We start from the raw sequence: 24,208 nt of genomic DNA on the forward strand, positions 1-24,208 counted from the left end.
CCCCGCGTGTCCTGCCGCCGGCTTGGGTACGGACCGCGTCGGCGTGTCGCCACCGCGCGGACTGACCCTGCATCTGATCGAGGCGTGCTCCGGTCGGACATCCACTCTCCCCCTCACGACACGGATCGAGGATAGTCACAGCCCCGCGCCAGCCTCCAATGAAAAGACCGGCACCAGGCATAACCAAAGGTTGTGGATGTGGCTGGCGCCGGAGCGCCCCGCCGAGGCTCTCAGGCTGGGTCCAGCATCCGCTGGGCCAGCTGGCGGACGAGGCCGAGAAAGCGCTTCTGCAGCGGGTTCAGCGGACTGTCCAGCCGATAGAGCGCGTAGAGCACTACGTCCAGCTGCAGTTTCAGCGGACGCGTCTGCACGGTTTTCCCGCCACCCCACGACGCGGTGAACGGATCGACCAGGGCCAGGCCCTCGCCTTGCGCGACGAGGGAATACGCCAGCTGGTAGGTCTGCACCCAGACCGCGGTGCGCGGTGCCGGCACCACTTGGCTCAGGTGGCCTTGCAGCATGCGGCCCAATGCATCGTGCACCGCGATGCCGACCATCGGCTGGTCGGCCAGCGCGGTGACCGGCAGCGGCTGCGCCAGTTCCTCCGGCGACCACCAGCCGGGCGGGGCGATGACCATGATGTGCCCGCGGCACAGCGGCTCCTGGTGCAGGCCCTGGTGGCCGGCGTTCTGCAGGGTGAGTCCGATGTCCGCTTCGTGGAGCATCAGCGATTCGCACATCTCCGCCGAGTGCTGGGTAAACAGTTCGGCGGTGGTGTTGGGAAAAGACTTGCGCAGCAGGGTGGTCGCATCGGGTACCAGCGCATGCGCCAGGGTCGGCGTGCAGGTCACCCGCAGCGGCGAGCTCTCAGGGTCGCCGATGTTCGCCGTGAGACGTTGCAGGTCGTGCAGATCCTGGATGATCTTGTCGACGCGATGGCGCAGCAGCAGCGCTTCCTGGGTCGGCTGCAGGCGTCCGCGCACCCGGCTGAACAGGGCGAAGCCCAGTTGCTGCTCGGCATGCTGCAGCGCCTTGCTGGCGGCAGGCTGCGAGATGTTCAGCAGGTCCGCCGCCCCGGTCAGGCTGCCGGTGGTCAGCACCGCATGGAACACTTCGATGTGGCGCAGACGCATCGGTTGACGACCCCTTGCCGCGATGGCGACAGTGTCCGAGTGCAGCACAGGAAGCGTTGTGCAGCAAGCCGCCGCGAACGGCTCAGCGAACCCGCAGCGCCGAATACAGGGCCAGCTCGCGCAACAACTCGCCGCGCGTGCCCAGCGGCACGATCGCGGCCAGCGCCTGCTCGGTCAGTTCGGACAGCCGGGCGCGCGAGGCTTCCAGGCCGATGATCGAGGGGAAGGTGGGCTTGTCGGCGGCGGCATCCTTGCCGGCGGTCTTGCCGATCACCGCCGATTCGCCTTCCACGTCGAGGATGTCGTCGCGCACCTGGAATGCCAGGCCGACCGCGTGGGCGTAGCGGTCCAGCGACTGCAAAACACTGTCGTCGGCGCCGGCGGCCAGCGCGCCCAGTTGCACCGAGGCGCGGATCAGCGCGCCGGTCTTGCAGGCGTGCATGTGTTCCAGTTCGTCCAGGCTCAGCCGCCGGCCGACCGCGGCGAGGTCGAGCGCCTGGCCACCGGCCATGCCTTCGGCGCCGCAGGCGCGGCCCAGTGCACGCAGCATGGCGATGCCGGTGGCGGGATCGACCTGGCGCGAGGCGTCGTCGGCGAGGATCTCGAACGCCAGCGCCTGCAGCGCGTCGCCGGCGAGGATCGCCATCGCCTCGCCGAACACGATGTGGCAGGTCGGGCGACCGCGGCGCAGGGCGTCGTCGTCCATCGCAGGCAGGTCGTCGTGCACCAGCGAATAGGCGTGGATCAGCTCCACCGCGCAGGCCGGCGCATCCAGCGCGGCACTGTCATGGCCGAGCGCCTGCGCGGCGGCGTAGACCAGCAACGGACGCAGCCGCTTGCCGCCACTCAGCACGGCATAACGCATCGCGCTGTGCAGTTCGGCGGGGGAGTGTCCGGCCGGCGGCAGATGACGATCGAGCGCCTGTTCGGCGCGCTGGATCAGGGACTGCAGGGCGGGGCCGAGCTCGGCGTGATCAGAGTTCGGGTTCAAACGGCTGGGCGCTGTCGGGGGCATCGGGATCAAGCAGCAGGCGCACGCGCAATTCGGCTTGTTCCAGCGACTGCTGGCAATGGCGGAACAGACCGATGCCGCGCTCGAACGAGGCCAGCGAATCGTCCAGGCTCATGTCGTCACCCTCCATCTTCGCAACCAGTTGCTCCAGCTCGTCGAGCGAGTGTTCGAAGTCGGCGACGGGCGGGGTCTTGCTGGTTGCGGGAACGGTCTTGGCCATGGCCCGCAACGCTAACGCAGCAGGCCCCTAGAATCAATGCAGAAAGACAACCCGATCCACCACGCTACGTCGACGCACGAAGCCCGACTCCCGCTCGGCACCATCGCCTCTTCTCCCGCTCGCGGGAGAGGATTGAGGTGAGGGAACCCCAATCTACCCAATCCACCACCGAAACTCGACCCACCGAGCCAAGCCGAAGCACGAAGCCCCGACTCCCGCTCGGCACGTCAGCCTCCTCTCCCGCTTGCGGGAGAGGATTGAGGTGAGGGCCGCCCCACCTCACCGCCCCACCCGCCAACGCGGCCACGCCCCCACCCCCCGAAACAACTCCCCCCCACGCCCGCTAACCCAGCGATCCGCCACCGCCACCAGCTCATCGCCCGCATGGATCAACGGACAACACGCTCTCCGCCATGGCGGCATCCGCGCCTGCTGGAACAGGTCGCGCAATTCCCGGGTGTGCGCGTCGCCCTCGGGCTTGATGCGTTCCCCGCCGCGACGCAGCCGCACGCGCAAGGGCTGCGCGAGGCGGGCGGCAGGATCATCCAGGGCCAGTTCGCCGCCGCCGGGAAGCAGCAGCGGTTCGCCATGCCAGTCGGCCTGCCATTCGTCATCGATGTCGATGGTGGTCGGCAGCGCCCACAGCCGGCCCTTCCAGATATGCAGCTCGGTGTCGTCCCAGCGAATGCAGGGCAGCCTGCCGGCACGTGCCGCGCATTGACGCTCGATCTGCTGGCGTTGCGCCGCGGTGGGCGCGCTGCGACCAAGCGCATGCAGCCAGTGATCGAGCAAGGGTTCGCGCAGCGCCGGCGCCAGCGCCAGCCAGCCAGGGGCGTCCAAACTGCCGCTGGATGCGTCGTGCAGTTCGTCGAACGCGGCCAGCCATTGCGTGCGCAGCGTGTCCGCCGCCGCGCGACTCAATGCCGCGCTGTGCAGGATCGAATCCGGCGCCTGCGGCCAGAAGCGCAGCAGGCGCGGCAGGATCTCGTGGCGCAGGCGATTGCGGGCCAAGTGGATGTCGGCATTCGATGGATCGTCGATGCAGGCCAGCCCCTGCGCCGCCACGTAGTCGTGCAGCTGCTGGCGGGGAAGTTCGAGCAGCGGGCGCCACAACTGGCCACGACCGAACCGGCGCAAGGCACGCATGCCGCCCAGTCCCTCGGGCCCGGCGCCGCGCAGCAGTTTCAGCAAGACCGTTTCGACCTGATCGTCGCGGTGATGGGCGAACAGCAGCAGCTCGCCTTCGCGCAACCGGGCGGCCAGCGCGGCGTGGCGCGCTTCGCGTGCAGCCGCTTCCAGGCCGCTGCCGCTGCCACGCTGCACCTGCACCGGCAACACCTCGCAGGGGATGTCGAGCGCGGCACAGAACGCCCGGCAATGTTCCGCCCAGAGCCGGCTGTCCCCGTGCAGGCCGTGATCGACATGCAATGCCCGCAGCCCGCGAAGGCGCGCCGGCGCCAACTGCGCCAGCGCATGCAGCAAGGCGCTGGAATCGGGCCCGCCACTGAAGGCCACGCACAGGGGCGCGGGCGGCAAGGTCTCGAGCGCGCGGTGCAGGTGCCGGTGCAGCGTGTCGCTCACTTCGGGCCGCTCATTTTTTCGCGGCGCGCTGGCGCACGTAGATGTGCTTGCCGTTGCCGATGTGGCGTTCCTCGGTATCGAACAGGCCGATGCCCTTGATCAGTCCACTGAGCTTGGCATAGCCGTAGTTGCGCGAATCGAAGTCGGGCGACTGCTTGTTGATGATGCTGCCGATCGGGCCCAATCCCGCCCAGCCGGTGTCGTCCGAGGCCGCCTCGATCGCGCCGCGCAGCAGGTTCATCAGGTGGGTGTCGCCACGCAGTTCCTTGGCCGAGCGCTGCTTCGGCGCTGCCTCGGCTTCGGCGGTCGCCGTGGTGCCGGCCAGCACTTCGGTGTAGATGAACTTGTCGCAGGCGGTGCGGAACGGTTCGGGTGTCTTGCGCTCGCCGAAGCCGTACACGGTCAGCCCCGATTCGCGGATGCGCGAGGCCAGCCGGGTGAAATCGCTGTCGCTGGAGACGATGCAGAAGCCGTCGAAACGCCCGGCGTAGAGCAGGTCCATCGCATCGATGATCATCGCCGAGTCGGTGGCGTTCTTGCCGACGGTGTAGCGGAACTGCTGGATCGGCTGGATCGAGTGGCGCAGCAGCACTTCCTTCCAGCCGTTCAAGTCCGGCTTGGTCCAGTCGCCGTAGATGCGCTTGACGTGGGCGGTGCCGTATTTCGCGATTTCCGCCAGCAACCCTTCGACGATCGCCGGGCGGGCGTTGTCGGCGTCGATCAGTACGGCGAGCTTGTCGTGGGCCATGGTTCTCTCCCGCAGGGGTTGGGCACGATGATGGTAGCGCGCGCCGAGCACGTCGTGCTTCGCGGGTTCCCTAATGGAGCACGCCGGCCTCGTGCAGGGATTGCTTCAGCGTCTTCATGTCATGCCATCCGCTGAACTTCTTCACCAGGCGGCCGTGGCGGAAAACGTAGAACGTGGGCATTGCCCAACTGTCCAGCATCGACCATTCGCTGTCCTGCCAGGCGAGGTGGATCGGCTGGCCGGGAAACTCCCGGTTCCACTCACTGACTGAACTGAAGTACTCGTTCTGGCTGGCGAGCCAGATGGCATCACGGGTGAAGATGGGGCGCAATTGCGCATCCGCCTCGATGGCACGCGCCGCATCCTTCGAGAAGTGGCACGAGGCAACCACCACGATGCGCAGCGGCGCGGTCAGGTCGAAAGGCTGGCGCGACATCGTGTTGTTCTGCGCGTCCACGGTCAGTGCCGTAGGCTGTCCCGGCGGCAATGAGCCTGGCATGTGGAACGCAGGCACGTTGTCGGCATCCATGTGGGGGTGGCTTCTTGCCAGCCTGCTGGCGGCATCGAAATCGCGGCTGGCGACCAGCGCCCGATGCAGGCCTGCAAAATCCCTGTCGCCCACCATGTTGCGTCGCTGCATCTCGGTCAGATCCATTCGCAACTGGGCGATGTGCGCTGAGCTGGGTACGTAGAACACGGCTTCTTCAGCGGCGCGCCTGAGCAGCCTCAGATCGGCGTAGCTCGTCGAACGCAGGCGTTCCGGCGTCTGATGACTGCCGAATAGTCGGTCGTAGTGGTTGCCGGCGAGGGCGAAGCGCCGGGTGTCGGGCAGGGAAGATTCGGCTTTTTGCAGGACGAGTTCGTCATAGCGTTCTTCCACGTCGCTTTCCGTGCAGGTGTCGACGGTGCATCCCCTGGCGGCGGCATCCTGCTCGCGCTCGCGTTTGCGGGTGGCCTGCTCGGCTGGTGTGAGCCCCTCGCTGGCGTATTGTTCAGCACCGAACAGCGCCAGCAGGCGCACGATCTGCGGATGCGTCAGTTCGTTGGCAAGATCCTCCAGCGGGATGCTGCGCAATCCGTGTTGGCCAAAGTCGAGTTGTCCGAGAAACCGTTTCCGCCCACCGGGCGACAAGTCATCCAGTGGCGAGGTGCCCGGTGGGGTGTCGTGCAGATAGCGGGCAAGTGCCGCTTTCGAGCTGATCGGCGTTTGCGCGACTGGTGCCGAGGCGATGACGAAGGCCGGGAAAAGCCAAATGGCCAGGACGGCAAGCTGCTGACGGCTCATGGACAATCCTTGTGTTGTCGGTCGCACAGACCGACCGAACCTGACACGGGACATCATCCGACACCGGTATCCGATCTGACTCGATCGGTCACGTCGGTGTCGACGCGGGCTTATCCCTGGTACGCGCCGTAGCTGCGCAGGCGCTGGTAGCGCTGTTCGAGCAGGTCGGGCACGGGCATCGCCTGGAGTTCGTCGAGCTGCTTCAACAGCACGGCTTTCAGGCGGATCGCCATCGAGCGCGGATTGCGATGGGCGCCGCCCAGCGGCTCGCGCACGACCTTGTCGACCAGGCCCAGTTCGAACAGGCGCGGGGCGGTCATGCCCAGGGCTTCGGCGGCGTCCTTCACCTTGTCGGCGCTCTTCCACAGGATCGAGGCGCAGCCTTCGGGCGAGATCACCGAATAGGTCGAGTACTGCAGCATGTTGGTGCGGTCGCCCACGCCGATCGCCAGCGCGCCGCCGGAGCCGCCTTCGCCGATCACGGTGCAGATGATCGGCACCTTGAGTTCGGCCATTTCCAGCAGGTTGCGGGCGATCGCCTCGCTCTGGCCGCGCTCCTCGGCACCGACGCCGGGATAGGCTCCGGGGGTGTCGATCAGGGTCAGCAGCGGCAGGCTGAAACGCTCGGCCATCTTCATCAGGCGCAACGCCTTGCGATAGCCTTCCGGGCGCGGCATGCCGAAATTGCGGCGCACCTTGTCCTTGGTGTTGCGGCCCTTCTGGTGGCCGATGATCACCATCGGCCGACCGTTGACGCGGCCCAGGCCGCCGACGATGGCGGCGTCCTCGGCGTACATGCGGTCGCCGGCCAGTTCGTGGAATTCCTCGCAGATCACGCCGATGTAGTCGAGCGTGTACGGACGCGCCGGGTGGCGCGACAGCTGGGTGGTCTGCCACGAGTTGAGGTTGCGGAAGATCTCGGCGGTCTTGATCTTCAGCTTTTCGCGCAGGCGGCCGACCTCGTCCTCGATATTGAACGCCTGGCCGTCGCTGGCGTGGCGAAGCTCTTCGATCTTCGCGTCCAGTTCGGCAATGGGTTGTTCGAAATCGAGGAAGTTTGGGTTCATTCGCTGCAATTCACGGTACTGAAGCGCTGCAGTATAGCGTCCCGCAACAAAACGCGAGAACGCCGCCGTATGGCTGTGACGGGGTCGACACCCGGTCTGCCACCGGCGGCGCGATTGCGCTATCGTCCGCCCCATCACGCCTGTCCCATCACGTCCGCAGTTGGATCATCTGCATGTCAAGCAAGCCCATCGACAACGCGAAACTCGACCGCATCGTGGCCGAGGCCCGGCGCGCCGCCGAGCAGCGCGAGCTGGGTTATCGCGAGCGTGCCCTGAAGATGTACCCCTGGGTGTGCGGTCGCTGCGCCCGCGAGTTCACCCGCACGAACCTGTCCGAGCTGACCGTGCACCACCGCAACCACGATCACGACTTCAACCCGCCCGACGGCAGCAATTGGGAGCTGCTGTGCGTGTATTGCCACGACAACGAGCACTCGCGGCACATCGACCACGTGCGCGGCGGGGTGATGGCGGTGGAGGAAGCGCCGCCGGCGACGGGCAATCCGTTCGCCGACCTCAAGGCGATGATGGAGCGGGGCAGGAAGTAACACTGCGGTTCCTCCCCCTGCGCAGCAGGGGGAAGGTCGGGAGGGGACAAGGCTCTTTATCTTGAACTCTTGATCTTGAACTCTGGATCAAGAGCGACCCCACCCCAGCCCTCCCCTGCGGAGCAGGGGAGGGCTGGGGAGGGAGCAAGGCGGAGGGTCAATCCTGCTGCTTGACGATGCGCAGGCGGGCGGCTTGCACGCCGGGCAGGGCGCGGACGGCGCGCAGCAGGTCGGGGATGGCGTCGACCCGCCAGGCCTCGCCCAGTTCCAGGTCGGCCTGGGCGTTGCGGTTGCGGTAGCCATGCAGGGTGACGCTGGCGCGACCGCCGCGGTAGCCGGCCAGGGTGCGCTGCAACTGGGCGGCAAAGTCGGGGCCGATGCCGTTCAATTTCAGCTGCAGCACGCGTGCGTGCTTGCGACAGGCGTCTTCCAGTGACAACGCGCTGCGTGCGCGCAACTGGAAACCGCCGCCGGAGAAGTCGTCGATGCGCAGGCCGCCATCGACCACCAGCATCTGGTCGCGGGTGAGCAGCGGCGCCATCTGCTGGTACAGCTCGCCGAAGAAGCTCACCTCGATGATGCCGGTGCCGTCTTCCAGCCGCACGAAGGCATCGCTGTCGCCGCGCTTGCGCACGGCGGTGACCATGCCGGCGACGGTCCATGGCGTGTCGGGGCCACGGCGGAAACGGTTGTTGTCGCCGTCGTCGTTCTTGCGCGGCTTGGGCGGCTGGTAGCGATCGACGATCTCGCCCAGCGGGCAGGTCGACAATTGCGCCAGTTCGTCCTTCCACGGGTCGGTGGGATGGCCGGAAAGGTAATGGCCCAGCGTGTCGCGTTCGCCCTGCAGCTTCTGTTCCAGCGGCCATTCGGGCACGGTCGGCAGATCAATTTTCACTACCGGCGTGGTGTTGCCCATCGCCGCGCCGAACATGTCGTTCTGGCCCGACTGCTTGTCGCGCAGGTGCTGTTCGGCGGCCTTGATCGCGTCAGGCAGTTGCAGCATCAGGCTGGCGCGATTGGCCGCCAGCGCATCCAGCGCGCCGGCCATGATCAGGGCTTCGAGCACGCGCCGGTTGAGTTTGTTGGGATCGACGCGACGACAGAAATCGGCGAGGTCCGTATAAGCGCCGTGGGCGCGTTCGGCCACGATTGCTTCGCACGCACCCTGGCCGACGCCCTTGATCGCGCCGAGGCCGTACTGGATCACCTTCGGTTCGATCGCCACGAACATGTACTCGGACGCGTTGACGTCCGGTGGCTGCACGGTGATGCCGATCGCGCGCGCTTCGTTGAGGAAGGTTACCGCCTTGTCGGTGTTGTCCATGTCCGCGGAGATCGTGGCGGCCATGAACTCGGCGGGGTAGTGCGCCTTCAGCCACGCGGTCTGGTACGAAACCAGCGCGTAGGCGGCGGCATGCGACTTGTTGAAGCCGTAGCCGGCGAATTTCTCCATCAGGTCGAAGATGGAATCGGCCTTCTCGCCGGTGAGGCCGTCCTTCGCCGCGCCCTCGCGGAACTTGGCGCGCTCCTTGGCCATCTCCTCCAGTTTCTTCTTGCCCATCGCGCGGCGCAGCAGGTCGGCGCCGCCGAGCGAGTAGCCGCCCACGATCTGCGCCATCTGCATCACCTGCTCCTGGTAGACCATGATGCCGTAGGTCTCTTTCAGGATCGGCTCGACGCGCGGGTCGGGATATTCCACGTCCTCGCGGCCGTGTTTGCGCGCCACGAAGCTGGGGATCAGGTCCATCGGGCCGGGGCGGTACAACGCCACCAGCGCGATGATGTCCTCGAAGCGGTCGGGCTTGGCGTCCTTCAGCATGCGCTGCATGCCGGAGGATTCGAGCTGGAACACGGCGACCGTCTGCGCCTTCTTCAGCAGCTCGTACGGCGCCGGGTCGTCCAGCGGCAGCGCCGAGATGTCCAGCGGCGCTTCATCGGCTTTCGCGCGGCGCGCGTTGATCGCCTTCACCGCCCAGTCGATGATGGTCAGCGTGCGCAGGCCGAGGAAGTCGAACTTCACCAGGCCGACCGCTTCGACGTCGTCCTTGTCGTACTGGGTCACCACGCCGCCGCCGCCGGCTTCGCAGTACAGCGGCGCGAAGTCGGTCAGCGGGGTCGGCGCGATCACCACGCCGCCAGCGTGCTTGCCCGCGTTGCGGGTGAGGTTTTCCAGGCTCAGCGCCAGGTCGATCAGTGCACGGGCGTCCTCGTCCTGCTCATAGGTTTCGCAGAACTCCTTGACGACGCGGTCGGTCTCCTTCTTCGATTTCTCGGAGCGGCCGAGCGCGTCGGAAAGTGTCAGGTCGAGCGGTCGCGGCGGCACCATCTTGGCCAGCCGGTCGACCTGGCCGTACGGCATGCTGAGCACGCGGCCGGAATCGCGCAGCACGGCCTTGGCCGCCATCGAGCCGTAGGTGATGATCTGGCTGACGCGGTCGCGACCGTACTTGCGCGCCACGTAGTCGATCACCTCGTCGCGGCGATCCATGCAGAAGTCGATGTCGAAGTCGGGCATCGACACGCGTTCGGGGTTGAGGAAGCGCTCGAACAGCAGGTTGAACTGCAGCGGGTCGAGGTCGGTGATCTTCAGCGCCCAGGCCACCAGCGAGCCGGCGCCCGAACCGCGCCCGGGGCCGACCGGGATGCCGTTCTGTTTGCCCCAGTTGATGAAGTCCGCCACGATCAGGAAGTAGCCGGGAAAGCCCATCTTGACGATGACGTCCAGCTCGCGTTCCAGTCGGGCGTTGTAGTCGTCCAGCGTGTGGTCGGCTGCCAGCGGCGCGTTTTCCAGGCGCTCGCGCAAGCCTTGCCGCGACAGCTCGCGGATATGGCTGTCGAGGTCGTGGCCTTCGGGCACCGGGAAGTCGGGCAGGTAGTACGTGCCGAACTTCAGTTCCAGCGTGCAGCGCTTGGCCAGTTCGACGGTGTTTTCCAGCGCCTCGGGAAGATCCGCGAACAGCGCGGCCATCTCGGCGGGCGTCTTCAGGTATTGCTGGTCGCTGTATTCGCGGGGGCGCTTGGGATCGGCCAGCACGCGGCCCTGGTTGATGCATACGCGCGCTTCGTGCGCGGCGAAGTCATCCTGCTTGAGGAAGCGCACGTCGTTGCTGGCCAGCACCGGCAGCGCCAGTTCGCCGGCCAGTGCCAGCGCGGCGGTGTTCCAGTTTTCCTCGCCGTCGCGGCCGCAGCGGGTCAGCTCCAGGTACAGCCGGTCGGGAAACAGCCGGGCCAGCGGACGCAACCTGGCCTGCGCCGCGTCGATGCCCTGGCCGATGGCGAGGCGGGCGGTTTCGCTGTCGCGTCCGAGCAGGGCGATCAGGCCCTCGGTGGCGCCGGCGGTGAGCCACGACACGTCGACCAGGGCGCGCCCGCCGTGCTGACCTTCCTGCCATGCGCGCGAGACCAGTCGCGACAGGTTGAGATAACCGTCGCGGTTCTGGCACAGCAGGGTGAGTCGCCACGGACGCGGGTCGTCGCTGGAGGAAATCCACAGGTCGCAACCGCCGATCGGCTTGATGCCGGCGGTGCTGCAGGCCTTGTAGAACTTCACCAGCGCGAACATGTTGCTGTCGTCGGTCAGTGCCACCGCCGGGATGCCGTCGCGCACGCAGGCGGCGACCAGCGCCTTGATGCGGATGGTCGAGTCGACCAGCGAATATTCGCTGTGCAGGTGCAGGTGGGTGTAGCTGACGGTCATGCCGGTTTACGCGCTGAATTCATGCAGGCTACCCGGCGGCCGGGGCAGCGGCAAGATTGACTTCCGCGCGGTTTGCGCGAAGCGCGCTGGCGTCCCGATCGGCTCAAGGCCCGATCAACTCAAGGCCTGGTGACGGCCGCCGTCGCGGCAGGCTGTTCGAGCAGCAGGGCGTTGATCTCGCCGACCAGTGTGTCCAGCATGTCGGCACCGTAGCCGACATGGACGTGGGCGATGCTGCCGTCGCGACGCAGCATCACCATCACCGGAATGCCGCTGACGCCGTAGGGCTTGCCGATCGCGCCGTCACGGTCCCAGGTGACCAGCAGTTCGGGCAGGCTCCTGCGCAGTACGCGCGAGGTTCGCACGAAGGTGTCGCGATCTTCCCGATGATTGACCGCCACCACCTGCAGCGGCAGGCCGCGCCGGGTCGCCAGCAACTGCAGCTTCGCCAGCACGGGAATCTCTTCCATGCAGTAGCCGCACCAGGTGGCCCAGAAACTGATCACCACGACCTTACCGTGCAGCGAGGAGACGGTCACCTCCTGGCCTCGCTGCGTGGTACCCAGCGTATCCGGCGGCGTGTCGCCCGGCTGGAGTCCCGGCCTGTCGCCGGCCACGGCGTTGCAGCAAAGCAGCAGGCCAAGCAACAGGCCAGGCAGCACGATCGCGTTTCTGCGCATCTCTTCCATTCCCCCGGGGCACGCGCCAGCGTAGCAACATGCCGCGGAGCGAGGAAGTCGGGCCACGTGGCCTGATCGTGCCGGCTCAGCGGACGAAGAAGCGCTCGTCCTCGCCGGCGGTGCTCATGTAATGATCGAGCGCCTGTACCCGCAGCGGTTGCAGGTTGTAGTCGGCGTGCGACAGCGGGGTTTCGTCGGTGCGATCGGTCGTGTCGAGAACCGGTTCCCATGCGGACGCCGCGGTCGATGGCGACGGGGTGGTGGGGTGGCTTTGCGGATGCATCATGGCGTGACTCCTGCGTTCCCTGGGAACGCGTGCGAGTTCGCTGGCGAGCGGGCCGGCAGGTCAGTACGGGCCGGTGCAACGGGCGCATCCGTGCTGTGCGGGTTTCCTTGAAGGTAATGATGCGCGCGCGCGGGGGAAAGTTGCATAGACCGATGGCCTATGCGGATCAATCTCATCGGGATGCGCGATCGTGGCTGGAACGGGAACAAGCGCTCCCGGCGGTCAGAACAGCCTTGCCTGATCCAGCAGCAGTCGCACCGGGGCGAAGCTGCGGCGGTGCTGGGCACAGGGGCCGAGCATCTGCAGCGCAGCCAGGTGCGCCGGGGTGGGATAACCCTTGTGCGCGGCGAAGCCGTAGCCGGGATGGAGGTTTTCCATGGCCACCATCAGGCGGTCACGGCTGACCTTGGCCAGGATCGAGGCGGCGCTGATGGCCGGTTCCAGCGCATCGCCGCCGACGATCGCCCGGCCGGGGCAGGGCAGGTCCTTCGGCAACTGGTTGCCGTCGACCAGGGCTTCGTGCGCACCCGGTGCGAGGCCGGCAACCGCACGACTCATGCCGGTCATGGTGGCCTGGAAGATGTTCAGGCGGTCGATCTCGTCCGGTTCGATCAGCACCACGCACCAGGCCAGCGCGCGCTCGATGATCAGGGGGTAAAGCGCCTCGCGTTTCGCCTCGCTGAGCTTCTTCGAATCGTCCAGACCGGGGATCGGGCGGGACGGGTCGAGGATCACCGCGGCGACGGCCAGCGGGCCGGCCAGCGGGCCACGTCCCGCTTCGTCCACGCCGGCCACGAACAGGCTCGCTCCAATCGATTCCCGCGCTTCCTGCGCTTGCCTCATCCCCCCCGAGGGGAAGGATTGAGGTGGGGAGCAGGTACTCGCGGAACGCTCAGCCATGGCCGGGATTCCGTGCATCGATCAGCTCGGCGATGGCCGTCGCGGCGCGATCGCCGGCCTGATCGTCCAGCCCGCCGCGCAGCGCCTGGTGCAATTGCTCGAAGGCGGCGACCACCGCGCCACGCCGCTCGCTGTCCTTGAACAGCGCCAGGGTGGCGGCAGCGAGGTTCTCCGCGGTGCAGTCGTCCTGCATCAGTTCCGGCACCAGCAGGCCGCCACCGATATCGATGCCGCTGGCGCGTGCCAGGATGTTCGGCAGCGAATAGATGTCGGTCTTCAGCATCTTCAGCGCGCGGGCAATGCGATAGCTCATCGGGGCCACGCGATAGCCCACCACCATCGGCCGCTTGGCCAGCATCGCCTCCAGCGTGGCGGTGCCCGACGCCAGCAGCACCACGTCGGCGGCCAGCATCGCCTCGTGCGCATGGCCGTCGAGCAGCAGCGGGCGGGATTCGCCCTGGGGGACGTGGGCGAGCAGCGTGTCGAGCTTCGCGCGGACCCGGGCATTGGCCGCGGGAATGACCACGCGCAGGCCCGGGACGGCCGCGGCGACGCGACTGGCGGCTTCGATGAACGGCTGGCCCAGCCGGCTCAATTCGGAAAGCCGGCTGCCGGGCAGCACGGCGAGCACCGGCGCCTGTTGCGGCAACTGCAGCACGTCGCGCGCGCCCACGCGGTCAGACACCAGGGCGAAACGATCGGCCAGCGGATGCCCGACGAAGCGCGCATCGATGCCGTGCTTCGCATAGATCGCCGGTTCCATCGGGAACAGGCAGAGCACCCGATGGGCGCTGCGGCCGATCTTCTCGGCGCGTTTCTCGCGCCACGCCCATACCGACGGGCTGACGTAGTGCACGGTCAGCAGGCCGGCCTGTTTCAGGCGCTGCTCCACACCGAGGTTGAAATCCGGCGCGTCGATGCCGACCACGACGTCGGGTTTCAGCTCGAGCAGGCGCGCGACCAGCGCCTTGCGCAGGCGCAGCAGCCGGGGCAGGTGGAGGATGACTTCACTGAAACCGAACAGCGACAACTCGTGGATGTCGTACCAGGACTCGAAGTCTTCGCGCTGCATGCGCGCGCCACCGATGCCCACGAAACGCGCCTGCGGATAGCGTCGGCGCAAGGCGGCGATCAGGTCGGCGCCGAGCTGGTCACCGGAGTCTTCGCCGGCAATGATGGCGATCAGGGGATGGCGATCAGTCTCGGTCACTGACATGACTCCGTCCTGGCAAGAGCGCGAGTATTTGATTTGCTGATATGTGCTGCGCACATATCAGCGGGCGAGCGCGCGCTCGCTGTGGTCGAGGAACTCCAGCATGGCGCGCACGTCGTCGCTTTCGCGCGCCTGTTCGGCCAGCTTTTCGCGGGCTTCGGGCAGCGACAGGCCGGCCATGTACAGGGTGCGATAGGCACGCTTGATCGCGGCGATCCGCGGCGCGTCGAAACCACGGCGCTTCAGGCCTTCGCTGTTGATGCCCCGCGGGCGCCCGTGCTGTTCGTTGGCCATCATCACGAACGGCGGCACGTCGTGGCCGACCAGGCAGCCCATGCCGATGAACGCGTGCGCGCCGACCTTGCAGAACTGGTGCACGCCTGAGTAGCCGGACAGGATCGTCCAGTCGCCGATGCTGACGTGCCCGGCCAGCGCCGAGTAGTTGGAGAACACCACGTTGTTGCCGATCTGGCAGTCGTGCGCGATGTGCACGTACGCCAGCACCCAGTTGTCGTTGCCGAGCCGGGTGATCGCGCCACCGTCACCGGTGCCGCGGTTGATCGTGGTGAATTCGCGAATAAGGTTGCGGTCGCCAATCACCAGTTCGGTGCGTTCGCCCTGCCACTTCTTGTCCTGCGGATCGCCACCCAGCGAGGCGAACTGGTTGATCCGGTTGTCGCGGCCGATCCGGGTCGGTCCCTCGATCACCACATGCGGCCCGATCACGGTGCCTTCGCCGATCTCCACCTCGGCACCGATCACGCTGTACGCGCCGATGCTGACGTTGGCGCCGATGATGGCGGAGGGGTCGATCAGTGCGGTGGGATGGATCATTTGCCCGACCTCGCGGCGCACATCAATTCGCAACTGGCCACTTCCTTGCCATCGACCAGGGAGCGGGCCTCGAAGATGCCCATGCCGCGCATCAGCCGCTTCAGGCTGACTTCCATGCGCAACTGGTCGCCGGGAACCACCGGGGCGCTGAAGCGCGCGTTGTCGACCTTGACCAGGTAGAACAGCGGGCTGACCTTGTCGCCCTTCATGTGGCGGCTGACCTGGGTCAGCAGGCCGGCGGCCTGCGCCATCGCCTCGATGATCAGTACGCCGGGCATTACCGGGTGTCCGGGGAAATGGCCCTGGAAGAACGGCTCGTTGATGGTCACGTTCTTGATCGCGACCACGCTGACCTCGGGCACGATCTCGATCACGCGGTCCACCAGCAGGAACGGGTAGCGGTGGGGGAGCAATTCCCGGATCTGCTCCACATCGATCGGCAGGGTCATGAAGTCGCTGTTTTCACTCATTGTCGCTGTCCTTCTCCAGCGTCGACAGTCGACGCGCGTACTCGTCCAGATGTTTGAAGCGCGCCGCATTCTTTCGCCACTGGCGGTTGTCCTGCAGGGGCACGCCCGATGAATATTCGCCAGGTTCGCGGATCGAATGCGTGACCAGGCTCTTGGCGGTAATGGTAACCCGGTCGGCCAGTTCCAGATGGCCAAGCACGCCGGCGTTGCCGCCGATCATGCAGTAACGGCCGATCCTCGCGCTGCCGGCTACTGCGGCGCAGCCGGCCATCGCGGTGTGCGCGCCTACGTGCACGTTGTGGGCGATCTGGATCTGGTTGTCCAGCCGCACGTCCTCTTCCAGCACGGTGTCGTCCAGTGCGCCGCGGTCGATCGTGGTGTTGGCGCCGATCTCGCAATCGTCGCCGATGCGCACGCCGCCGAGCTGGGGCAGCTTGATCCAGTGGTCCCGGTCGAAGGCCAGGCCGAAGCCGTCCGAGCCGATCACCGCACCGGGGTGCACCAGCACGCGCTGGCCCAGCGTGACCCGGGTCACCAGGGTGACCCGGGCGATCAGTCGTGAATGCGCGCCGACCGTGCAGTCCTCGCCGACGATGCAGTGTGGGCCGAGCACTACTCCCTCCGCGATCACCGCACGCTCGCCGACAACGCAGCCCGGCCCGACGCTGGCGCCGGGATCGACCTGCGCGCTGTCGGCCACCACGGCGCTGGGGTGGATGCCCGCTGCGGCGGCAGGCATCCGTTCGAACAGGGCGGCAAGTTTCGCGTAGGCCACATAGGGATCGGAGGCGACCAGCGCCGCCGTCGGGCACGCGGCCAGGTCCGCTTCGCGCAACACCACCACGCCGGCGCGGGTGGCTGCCAGCTGGCCGCTGTACTTGCTGTTGGACAGGAAGCTGAGCTGGCTGGGACCGGCGCCCGCCAGAGTGCCGACGCCGTCGATCACCCGCGCGCCATCGCCGCTTGCGACCAGGCCGAACCGCTCGGCCAGCCCGGCGACCGTGTAATGGATTGTGCTCATGCTTGCTCCGGAACCTGCCGGCCATTGTAGAGGGTGGCGGCGCGGCGTGCAGTCGACCCTTCCGGCAAAAGAAAGCGCGGCCGGGCCGCGCTTTCCGATCCACTTCCGGATGGAATCAGAACTGGCTGCCGAAGGTGAACTGGATGCGTTCCTCGTAATGGCGATCGGCGTCCTTGGAGCGGAACGGCACGGCCAGGCTGATGATCAGCGGACCGATCGGCGCCTGCCACTGCAGCGAGATGCCGGTCGATGCGCGCAGTTCGGAGGCATCGAAGCTCTTGTAGTCCTTGTACACGTTGCCGACGTCCATGAACCAGGACACGCGGGCGGTGTTGACGTCCTTCAGGAAAGGCAGCGGCAGGAAGACCTGGGCCGTGCCCAGGACCTTGAACGCGCCGCCGATCGGCTGGGAGTAGTAGGCACCGTTGTTGCACATGCCCTTGGCGTCGGGCGAGCTGCCGTCGATGCACACGCGCGGGCCCAGGGTGTTGTCCTGGAAACCGCGCACATCGCGCACGCCACCGGCGTAGTAGTTCTGCCAGAACGGGAGGTCCTGGCGCATGTCGGTGATGATGTGGCCCTGGTTGACATTGTCGGCCTTGCTGGCCGCGGCCAATGCATCGTAGGCATCGTCGCTGATGCCGTTCTTGCCATAGGTCTTGCCGTAGCCGACCTGGCCATCCAGATACAGCACGAAGCCCTTGCCGATCGGCCAGTAGTGGTTGAGTTCGGTGTTGAGCTTCCAGTACTGCACGGTCGAGCCGGGCAGGGCGACGTCGGTCGAGGCCGAGATCAGGCCACCGCGGGTCGGCGCCCAGTAGCCATTGCGGGTGTCGTGGTTCCAGCCCAGCGTGCCGGTCCAGGTGTGGATCGTCTTGTTGCCGATCTCGTTCTGGTAGTCGATCAGCACCAGCGGGCTGTAGCCCGGGTACAGGTTGACCTTGTTGCTGCTGATGCCCAGGCCCACGCGCAAGCCGTCGGTTTCGCTGATCGGAATGCCGAGATAGGAGGAGAAACTTGTCGTGCTTGTCGCGTAGTTGGCGAAGTCGGTGTTGCCGTAGTCGGTCTTCGAGTACGAGGCGCTGTAGCCGATGCCGATGCCGCTGTCGGTCAGGTAGGGGTTGTAGTAATTCAATCCCAGGCGCGTGTAGTACGTGCTGCGCTCGCCGCTGATCGAGAAGCTGTCGCCGGTGCCGAACAGGTTGTTCTGCGACACCGAGGCATTCAGGATGATGCCGGAGTACTGCGAGTAGCCGATGCCGAACTGCATGCTGCCGGCCGACTGCTCCTCCACCTTGACGGTGACGTCCACCTTGTCCTGGGTGCCCGGGACGCGCGCTTTGTCGATGTCGACTGTCTTGAAGTAGCCGAGCCGCTGCAGACGAACCTTGGAACGGTCGATGGCGGCCTGCGAATACCAGGAACCCTCCAGCTGGCGCAGCTCGCGGCGCAGCACGCCGTCCTCGGTGCGCGTATTGCCCTGGAAGATCACCCGGCGCACGTAGACGCGCTGGCCGGGCTCGACGTACATGGTCAGGTCGACCGTGCGCTTTTCCTTGTCCAGCTTGGGAATCGGCGTGACCTTGGCATAGGCATAGCCGATGTTGGCCAGTACCGCCTTGATCGCCTTGCTGCTGGCTTCGATCGCGGCACGATTGAAGGTGGCGCCCGCCTTGGTGAAGACGAGTGAACGCATGGTCTTTTCAGGCAGGATCAGGTCGCCCAGCAGCTTCACGTCGCTGACCGTATAGACCTCGCCTTCCTTGATGCTGGCGTCGATGTACATCGACCGCTTGTCCGGTGCGATCGCTACCTGGGTGGAGTCGATACCGAAGTCGGCGTAGCCGCGGTCCATGTAGTAGGACTGCAGCTTCTCGAGATCCCCGGACAGCTTTTCGCGCGAATACTGGTCATCCTTCGAATACCAGGACATCCAGCTGCTGGTGTCCGATTCGAAACCTTCGCGGATGTCCTTGTCGCTGAACGCGTGGTTGCCGAGGATGTTCAGTTCCTTGATCTTGGCGGCCTTGCCTTCGCGGATCTCGATCTCGATGGCGACGCGGTTGCGATCCAGCCGGGTCACGTGCGGGTCGACCGAAACATTGTACTTGCCGCGGTTGTAGTACTGCCGGATCAGTTCCTGCTGCACGTTGTCCAGCGCCAGCCGGTCGAAGGTCTCGCCCTCGGTGAGGCCGATCTCCTTCAGGCCCTTCTTGAGGTCGTCGGTCTTGATGTCCTTGTTGCCGCGCAGGGTCAGCTTGGCAATCGAGGGGCGCTCGACCACCTTGATCACCAGGATGCTGCCTTCGCGATCCATCTCGACATCGCTGAAGAACTTGGTCTGGTACAGCGCGCGGATGGCGCGCTGCGCCCCGTCGTTGGTCAGCTGGTCGCCCTTGTTGATCGGCAGATAGTTGTAGACGGTACCGGCGGAAATCCGGCTGAGGCCGTCAATGCGGATGTCCGACACCACGAAGGGATCGAACGCGAACGCATTGGCGGAGAGGGAGGCAAGCAGGATCAGCGCGGCGATACGCTTCATCGTCGATTCCGTTGGGTTATTTCGATGAAGCGGCCAGCGCGGCCGCCCCGATCAAGAGCATGGGGCAGGGACGAACCCCTTCCCGAAAAAGAAACGCGCCCTGCCGAGACAGGGAGCGACCTGAAACACCGCTGCAGCTTGCCGCGGCTGGCGCAGTCAGGCCTGTCATCGTGATCCCGTTGTCGCCGTGCGTTGGCATCACGACGGCAGCATGCGATGGATGTCGTTGTAGAAAGCCAGCCCCATCAGGGTGAACAGCAAGGCGATGCCGATGTACTGGCCGACTACCATCGTCTGTTCGCTGACCGGACTGCCTTTGACCAACTCCACAAGATAATACAGCAGGTGCCCGCCATCCAGGACCGGGATCGGCAGCAGGTTGAGGATTGCCAGGCTCAGCGAGATGAGTGCCAGGAAATTCAGGAACCACGGCAGCCCCATGCTGGCGGACTGGTTGGCCACCGAGGCGATGCCGATCACGCCGGACAGGTTGTTGGTCGAAGCCTGGCCGCTGATCATCTTGCCGATCAGGTTGAAGGTCTGCGCGGTATTGCGCCAGGTGGCGTCGAGCGAGGCGGAAAACGCCCTGATCGGCCCGTAACGCAAGGTCACCTGTTCGGGACCGGGGCCGTTGACGCCGATGATCCAGCTGACCGGCTGGCCTTCGATGGATTCGTGCCGCGCGTCGACCGCCAGCACCAGTGGCTTGCCGCCCCGTTCGATCGCCAGTTTCAGGTGCGGCGATTTTGCGGCCTCGAGTGGCACCAGTTTCTGGAACGCGGCGTAGTCGGTCACCGGCTGGCCGTTGATCGAGACGATCCGGTCGCCGCCCTGCATGCCGCCAAGTGCCGCCGGCATGCCGGGCAGCACGCTGGCGGCGATCGCCGGGGACGAGGCCAGCTTCAGCCCCAGTTGATCCAGATAGCTGGCCACGCCTTCGCCGGCGGGCAGTTCGTCCAGCGGCAACACCAGTTCGCGCTGGCGACCATCGGTGCCCCGAACGGTCAGCGGCAGCGGCGAACGCCCGAGCAGGGCATTGACCACGCCGTCCATCGCATCGGTATAGGTGCCTACCTCTTCGCCATCGACGCGGAGGATGCGGTCACCAGGCTGGATGCCGGCCTTGGCGGCGATGCTCTGCGGCGTGGCGGTGACCAGCGGGGCGGCATCGGGCCGACCCAGCATGAACATCAGCCAGAACGCCGCGACGGTGAAAATCAGGTTGAAGCCCGGGCCGGCGGCGACGATGGCGATGCGCTTCCATACCGACTTGCCGGTGAATTCCTGTGACTGCAGGGCAGGGTCGACCTCACCCTCGCGGGCATCCAGCATCTTGACGTAACCGCCCAGTGGAATCGCGGCGATCTGGTATTCGGTGCCGTCGCGGCCGATGCGTTTCCAGATCGCGTTGCCAAAGCCGACCGAGAAGCGCAGCACCTTGACCCCACAGCGGCGCGCGACCCAGTAATGGCCAAACTCATGGAAGGTCACCAGCACACCGAGCGTGACCAGCAACCAGAACACCGAGCCGAAGAAGGAAGTCATCAAATACCGGGGCAGAAAGTCATCGGAGCAAGAATATCAGCAAGCATTGCGCAGGACGCGCCGGGCGGCCTCCCGCGCCATGCGGTCGCGTTCACAAAGCGTTCCAACATCGACCACGGCTTGCGCCGGCAGTTCCGCAAGTACCGACTCGACCACGTCGGCGATCGACAGGAAGGGCAGTGCGCCGCCGAGGAAGGCTTCCACGGCGATCTCGTTGGCCGCGTTCAGCACGGCGGGGGCATCGCCGCCGGCACGCAAGGCCTGGAAAGCCAGCGCCAGGCAGCGGAAGGTGACCAGGTCCGGCGGCTCGAACTGCAGCGGGGCGCACCGGGCCAGGTCCAGCGAAGGCACGCCGGATTCGATCCGTTCCGGCCAGGCCAGGGCATGGGCGATCGCGGTGCGCATGTCCGGATTGCCCAGCTGGGCCAGCACCGAGCCGTCGACGTACTCGACCATCGAGTGGATCAGGCTCTGCGGGTGCACCACCACGTCGATGACCTCGGCCGGCGCGGCGAACAGGTGGTGGGCCTCGATGACTTCCAGGCCCTTGTTCATCAGGGTGGCCGAGTCGACCGAGATCTTGCGGCCCATCACCCAGTTCGGGTGCTTGCAGGCCTGGTCGGGCGTGATGCCGGCCAGTTCGGCCCGCGTGCGGCCGCGGAACGGGCCACCCGAGGCAGTCAGGACCAGCCGGCGCACGCCGCTTCGAGCCAGCTCGGGCCGGCCGCCGGGCAGGCACTGGAAGATCGCGTTGTGTTCGGAATCGACGGGAATCAGCGCGCCCTTGCCGGTGGCGACGGCCTCCAGCAGCAGCGGGCCGGCCATCACGATGGATTCCTTGTTGGCCAGCAGCAGGCGCTTGCCCGTGCGCGCGGCGGCCAGCGTGGACTCCAGTCCCGCGGCGCCCACGATGGCGGCCACCACGGTGTCGCACAGCTGGCCGGAAGCGGCCGTGGTCAGCGCGGCATGGCCGCTGGCCACCTCGCAACGCACCCCCGCGGCGCTCAGGCGACGGGCCAGTTCGCCTTCCAGCGCAGGATCGGCGATCACCGCCAGTTCGGGCCGGTGTTTCACGCACAAGCCGACCAGGGCCTCGACCTGGCGGTGCGCCGTCAGCACCGTGGCACGAAAGCGCCCGGGGTGACGCGCGATCACGTCGAGCGTGCTGCCGCCGATCGAGCCGGTGGCGCCGAGTACGGCAATGTCCTGCATGTCAGATGTCCAGCAACAGCAGGCCGGCGGCGAACACCGGCAGCGCGGCGAATACGCTGTCCAGTCGATCCATCAGGCCGCCGTGGCCGGGAAAGATGCTGCCCGAATCCTTTACCTGGGCGTGCCGCTTCATCAGGCTTTCCAGCAGGTCGCCCACGATCGATATCGCCACCGTGGCAGCGGCCAGCACCGCCAGCGCAAGCAGCGAGCTCCCGCGCACGCCGAGCAGCCAGCCACCCACATCGGCGACCAGCACGCCGGCGACCATCGCGCCGTATGCACCGGCCCAGGTCTTGCCCGGACTGATCTGCGGCGCCAGCTTGCGCTTGCCGAAGGTGCGGCCGCTGAAATACGCGCCGATGTCCGAGGCCCACACGATCACCAGGGCCAGCAGGGTCCACCAGTGACCGTGCGGCAGGCGGCCGTGGATGCTGGTGAGTGCGACCCAGGTGGGGAAGATCACGAAGACGCCGGCGATCAGCTTCAAGGTCAGGTTCTCGCGCGTGGGCGCGGCGCCGAAGGCGAAATGGCGCAGCCACAGGCAGGCCACCACCCACCAGGCCACGCCGACGGCGAGCAGCCACGGTGTCCATGCGCTGCCCCGGGCAAGCCAGAGCAGGATGAAGACGCCGGCAGCCGCGAGCAGCAGCACGATGCGCGCCGAACGGTTCTTCAGTCCGCTCAGCTGGGCCCATTCCCACCAGGCGGCGAGGAAGGCCAGCGCGACGATCGCACCGAAGATGCCGGTGGACGGCAGCAGGATGATCAGGATCGCCAGCGGCGCGAGCACCAGGGCGGTGAGAATGCGCTGAAGCAGCATGGGAATCCTCTAGGAAACTGGGGTGACCTGCTCGCCGGTACGGCCAAAACGGCGCTCCCGGCGGGCATAGTCTTCGATGGCCCGGCGCAGGCAAGCCTGGTCGAAATCGGGCCACAAGGTATCGGTAAAGTACAGCTCGGCGTACGCGACCTGCCACAACAGGAAATTGCTGATGCGGCATTCGCCGCCGGTGCGGATGAACAGGTCCAGCGGCGGCAGTTCGGCCAGGCTCATCCACTGGCCAAGTCGGGCCTCATCGATGTCGTCCGCGCGCAATTCGCCGCGAGCCACCGCGGCTGCGGCCTGGCGGCTGGCCTGCACGATGTCCCAGCGGCCGCCGTAGCTCACCGCGATGTTCACCTGCAGCCGGTCGTTGCCGGCGGTGCGCGCCATCGCCGCCTGCATCCGCTCGCGCAGGTTCGCCTCGAAGGCGTCGAGATTGCCGATGAAGCGCAGCCGCACGCCGTGGCCGTGCAGTTCGTCCACTTCCTTGTCCAGCGCCCGCACGAACAGCCCCATCAGCGCGCCCACTTCTTCCTGTGGGCGTTGCCAGTTTTCGCTGGAGAACGCGAACAGGGTCAACGCCTGCACGCCTTCGCGCAGGCAGGCCTCGATCACTTCGCGCACGGCCTTGCGGCCGGCATTGTGGCCGAAGCTGCGGGGGCGATGCCGTGCTTTCGCCCAGCGCCCGTTGCCATCCATCACGATGGCGATGTGGCGCGGCACCTGGGCGACGTCGGCGCCGGGCATGATGGGGCGATGACGCTCAGAGCGCCATCAGCTCCTCTTCCTTGGCCTTGACCACGACATCGACGTCCTTCACCGCGCGATCGGTGAGCTTCTGGATCTCGTCGTCGACACGGCGGTCTTCGTCCTCGGTGATCAGCTTTTCCTTGAGCAGGTCCTTGACCTGCTGCAGGGCGTCGCGACGGACGTTGCGGATCGCGATCTTGGCGTTCTCGCCCTCGTGGCCGACCAGCTTGGCCAGCTCGCGGCGGCGCTCCTCGGTCAGTGCGGGCATGTTGAGGCGGATCACGGTGCCGGCGGTGGTCGGCGTGATGCCCAGGTCCGAAGCCATCAGGGCCTTCTCGATCGGCGCCACCATGTTCTTTTCCCATGGCGTGATCAGGATGGTGCGCGCATCGGACAGCGAGACCGAGGCGACCTGCGCCAGCGGCATGTCCGAGCCGTAGTAGGACACCTTGATGCCGTCCACCAGCGAGGTGCTGGCGCGGCCGGTGCGGATGCGGGTGAGGTCGTGCCTGAGCGAGTCGATGCTCTTGCCCATGCGGGTCTGCGCATCGTTCTTGATGTCATTGAGCATGTCGTGCTTCCCGGTGAATCGTGCAACGCGTGATTATAGCAGTGGCCGCCGTGGCGGCTTGTTGCGGCGC

22 protein-coding genes are annotated in these 24,208 nt (G+C 66.6%); 1 reads left to right on the forward strand and 21 read right to left on the reverse strand.

The genetic code is table 11. The annotated features are described in order from the left end of the window. Window positions 1-230: 230 nt before the first annotated feature. The 7 genes from ASD55_RS05555 to ASD55_RS05585 all read right to left on the reverse strand — a co-directional run bounded on the left by ASD55_RS05555 (window position 231) and on the right by ASD55_RS05585 (window position 7,046). Window positions 231-1,133 (reverse strand): LysR substrate-binding domain-containing protein, encoded by a 903-nt coding sequence (locus tag ASD55_RS05555; protein ID WP_056764230.1) that lies wholly within the window; start codon window positions 1,131-1,133, stop codon window positions 231-233. 82 nt (window positions 1,134-1,215) lie between these two features. Next, window positions 1,216-2,124, reverse strand: a complete 909-nt coding sequence (ispA, locus tag ASD55_RS05560) for a (2E,6E)-farnesyl diphosphate synthase (protein ID WP_056713987.1) — start codon at window positions 2,122-2,124, stop codon at window positions 1,216-1,218. Beyond that, on the reverse strand, window positions 2,108-2,365 hold the full coding sequence (locus tag ASD55_RS05565; RefSeq protein ID WP_056764231.1) for an exodeoxyribonuclease VII small subunit: 258 nt from the start codon (window positions 2,363-2,365) through the stop codon (window positions 2,108-2,110). Before ASD55_RS05565 ends, ispA begins: the two co-directional genes overlap by 17 nt. 279 nt (window positions 2,366-2,644) lie before the next feature. Further along, on the reverse strand, window positions 2,645-3,946 hold the full coding sequence (tilS, locus tag ASD55_RS05570; protein WP_056764233.1) for a tRNA lysidine(34) synthetase TilS: 1,302 nt from the start codon (window positions 3,944-3,946) through the stop codon (window positions 2,645-2,647). 10 nt (window positions 3,947-3,956) lie between these two features. Then, window positions 3,957-4,694: an NYN domain-containing protein gene (locus tag ASD55_RS05575; RefSeq protein WP_056764234.1), complete on the reverse strand. Its 738-nt coding sequence runs from the start codon at window positions 4,692-4,694 to the stop codon at window positions 3,957-3,959. Window positions 4,695-4,764: 70 nt separating this feature from the next. Continuing rightward, window positions 4,765-5,979: a hypothetical protein gene (locus ASD55_RS05580; protein WP_056717968.1), complete on the reverse strand. Its 1,215-nt coding sequence runs from the start codon at window positions 5,977-5,979 to the stop codon at window positions 4,765-4,767. Window positions 5,980-6,089: 110 nt separating this feature from the next. Beyond that, a complete protein-coding gene (locus ASD55_RS05585; RefSeq protein WP_056764236.1) occupies window positions 6,090-7,046 on the reverse strand; it encodes an acetyl-CoA carboxylase carboxyltransferase subunit alpha in 957 nt (318 codons plus the stop codon). Between the two features lie 173 nt (window positions 7,047-7,219). Between ASD55_RS05585 and ASD55_RS05590 the strand changes: the two genes are divergently transcribed. Continuing rightward, a complete protein-coding gene (locus tag ASD55_RS05590; RefSeq protein ID WP_056717966.1) occupies window positions 7,220-7,594 on the forward strand; it encodes a YajD family HNH nuclease in 375 nt (124 codons plus the stop codon). Between the two features lie 157 nt (window positions 7,595-7,751). On the opposite strand, the gene dnaE is transcribed toward ASD55_RS05590, so the two are convergent. The 14 genes from dnaE to frr all read right to left on the reverse strand — a co-directional run bounded on the left by dnaE (window position 7,752) and on the right by frr (window position 24,138). Further along, on the reverse strand, window positions 7,752-11,291 hold the full coding sequence (gene dnaE / locus ASD55_RS05595; RefSeq protein ID WP_056764238.1) for a DNA polymerase III subunit alpha: 3,540 nt from the start codon (window positions 11,289-11,291) through the stop codon (window positions 7,752-7,754). 119 nt (window positions 11,292-11,410) lie between these two features. Continuing rightward, on the reverse strand, window positions 11,411-11,971 hold the full coding sequence (locus tag ASD55_RS05600) for a TlpA disulfide reductase family protein (RefSeq protein ID WP_056764510.1): 561 nt from the start codon (window positions 11,969-11,971) through the stop codon (window positions 11,411-11,413). Window positions 11,972-12,056: 85 nt separating this feature from the next. Beyond that, the gene (locus tag ASD55_RS05605) at window positions 12,057-12,257 is read right to left on the reverse strand and encodes a hypothetical protein (protein ID WP_056717964.1); all 201 of its coding nucleotides are present in this window, start codon (window positions 12,255-12,257) and stop codon (window positions 12,057-12,059) included. Window positions 12,258-12,479: 222 nt separating this feature from the next. Further along, complete coding sequence (gene rnhB / locus ASD55_RS05610; protein ID WP_056764240.1) at window positions 12,480-13,100, reverse strand: ribonuclease HII; 621 nt, start codon at window positions 13,098-13,100, stop codon at window positions 12,480-12,482. Between the two features lie 49 nt (window positions 13,101-13,149). Then, window positions 13,150-14,373, reverse strand: coding sequence for a lipid-A-disaccharide synthase (lpxB, locus tag ASD55_RS05615; protein WP_056764241.1), 1,224 nt, complete (start codon window positions 14,371-14,373; stop codon window positions 13,150-13,152). Between the two features lie 57 nt (window positions 14,374-14,430). After that, window positions 14,431-15,204, reverse strand: a complete 774-nt coding sequence (gene lpxA / locus ASD55_RS05620; protein WP_007804451.1) for an acyl-ACP--UDP-N-acetylglucosamine O-acyltransferase — start codon at window positions 15,202-15,204, stop codon at window positions 14,431-14,433. Further along, complete coding sequence (gene fabZ, locus ASD55_RS05625; RefSeq protein WP_056717961.1) at window positions 15,201-15,674, reverse strand: 3-hydroxyacyl-ACP dehydratase FabZ; 474 nt, start codon at window positions 15,672-15,674, stop codon at window positions 15,201-15,203. Before fabZ ends, lpxA begins: the two co-directional genes overlap by 4 nt. Continuing rightward, window positions 15,667-16,695, reverse strand: coding sequence for a UDP-3-O-(3-hydroxymyristoyl)glucosamine N-acyltransferase (gene lpxD / locus ASD55_RS05630; RefSeq protein ID WP_056717960.1), 1,029 nt, complete (start codon window positions 16,693-16,695; stop codon window positions 15,667-15,669). The genes fabZ and lpxD overlap by 8 nt, the downstream gene beginning before the upstream one ends. A 115-nt stretch (window positions 16,696-16,810) precedes the next feature. Continuing rightward, entirely contained in the window at window positions 16,811-19,237 is a 2,427-nt protein-coding gene (gene bamA, locus ASD55_RS05635) for an outer membrane protein assembly factor BamA (RefSeq protein WP_056764243.1), read from the reverse strand. 198 nt (window positions 19,238-19,435) lie between these two features. Next, entirely contained in the window at window positions 19,436-20,782 is a 1,347-nt protein-coding gene (gene rseP / locus ASD55_RS05640; RefSeq protein WP_056764244.1) for an RIP metalloprotease RseP, read from the reverse strand. 36 nt (window positions 20,783-20,818) lie between these two features. Then, window positions 20,819-21,994 carry a 1-deoxy-D-xylulose-5-phosphate reductoisomerase gene (locus tag ASD55_RS05645; protein WP_056764246.1) on the reverse strand — a complete coding sequence of 392 codons (1,176 nt, stop codon included), beginning with the start codon at window positions 21,992-21,994 and terminating at the stop codon, window positions 20,819-20,821. Window position 21,995: 1 nt separating this feature from the next. Next, window positions 21,996-22,814 (reverse strand): phosphatidate cytidylyltransferase, encoded by an 819-nt coding sequence (locus ASD55_RS05650; protein ID WP_056717956.1) that lies wholly within the window; start codon window positions 22,812-22,814, stop codon window positions 21,996-21,998. Window positions 22,815-22,823: 9 nt separating this feature from the next. Continuing rightward, on the reverse strand, window positions 22,824-23,564 hold the full coding sequence (gene uppS / locus ASD55_RS05655; protein WP_056717955.1) for a polyprenyl diphosphate synthase: 741 nt from the start codon (window positions 23,562-23,564) through the stop codon (window positions 22,824-22,826). A 16-nt stretch (window positions 23,565-23,580) separates the two neighbouring features. Continuing rightward, on the reverse strand, window positions 23,581-24,138 hold the full coding sequence (gene frr / locus ASD55_RS05660; RefSeq protein ID WP_007804466.1) for a ribosome recycling factor: 558 nt from the start codon (window positions 24,136-24,138) through the stop codon (window positions 23,581-23,583). Window positions 24,139-24,208 lie beyond the last annotated feature (70 nt).

Origin of the sequence: Rhodanobacter sp. Root561 (genome assembly GCF_001427365.1) — a bacterium.
In the GTDB taxonomy this organism is placed as follows: domain Bacteria; phylum Pseudomonadota; class Gammaproteobacteria; order Xanthomonadales; family Rhodanobacteraceae; genus Rhodanobacter.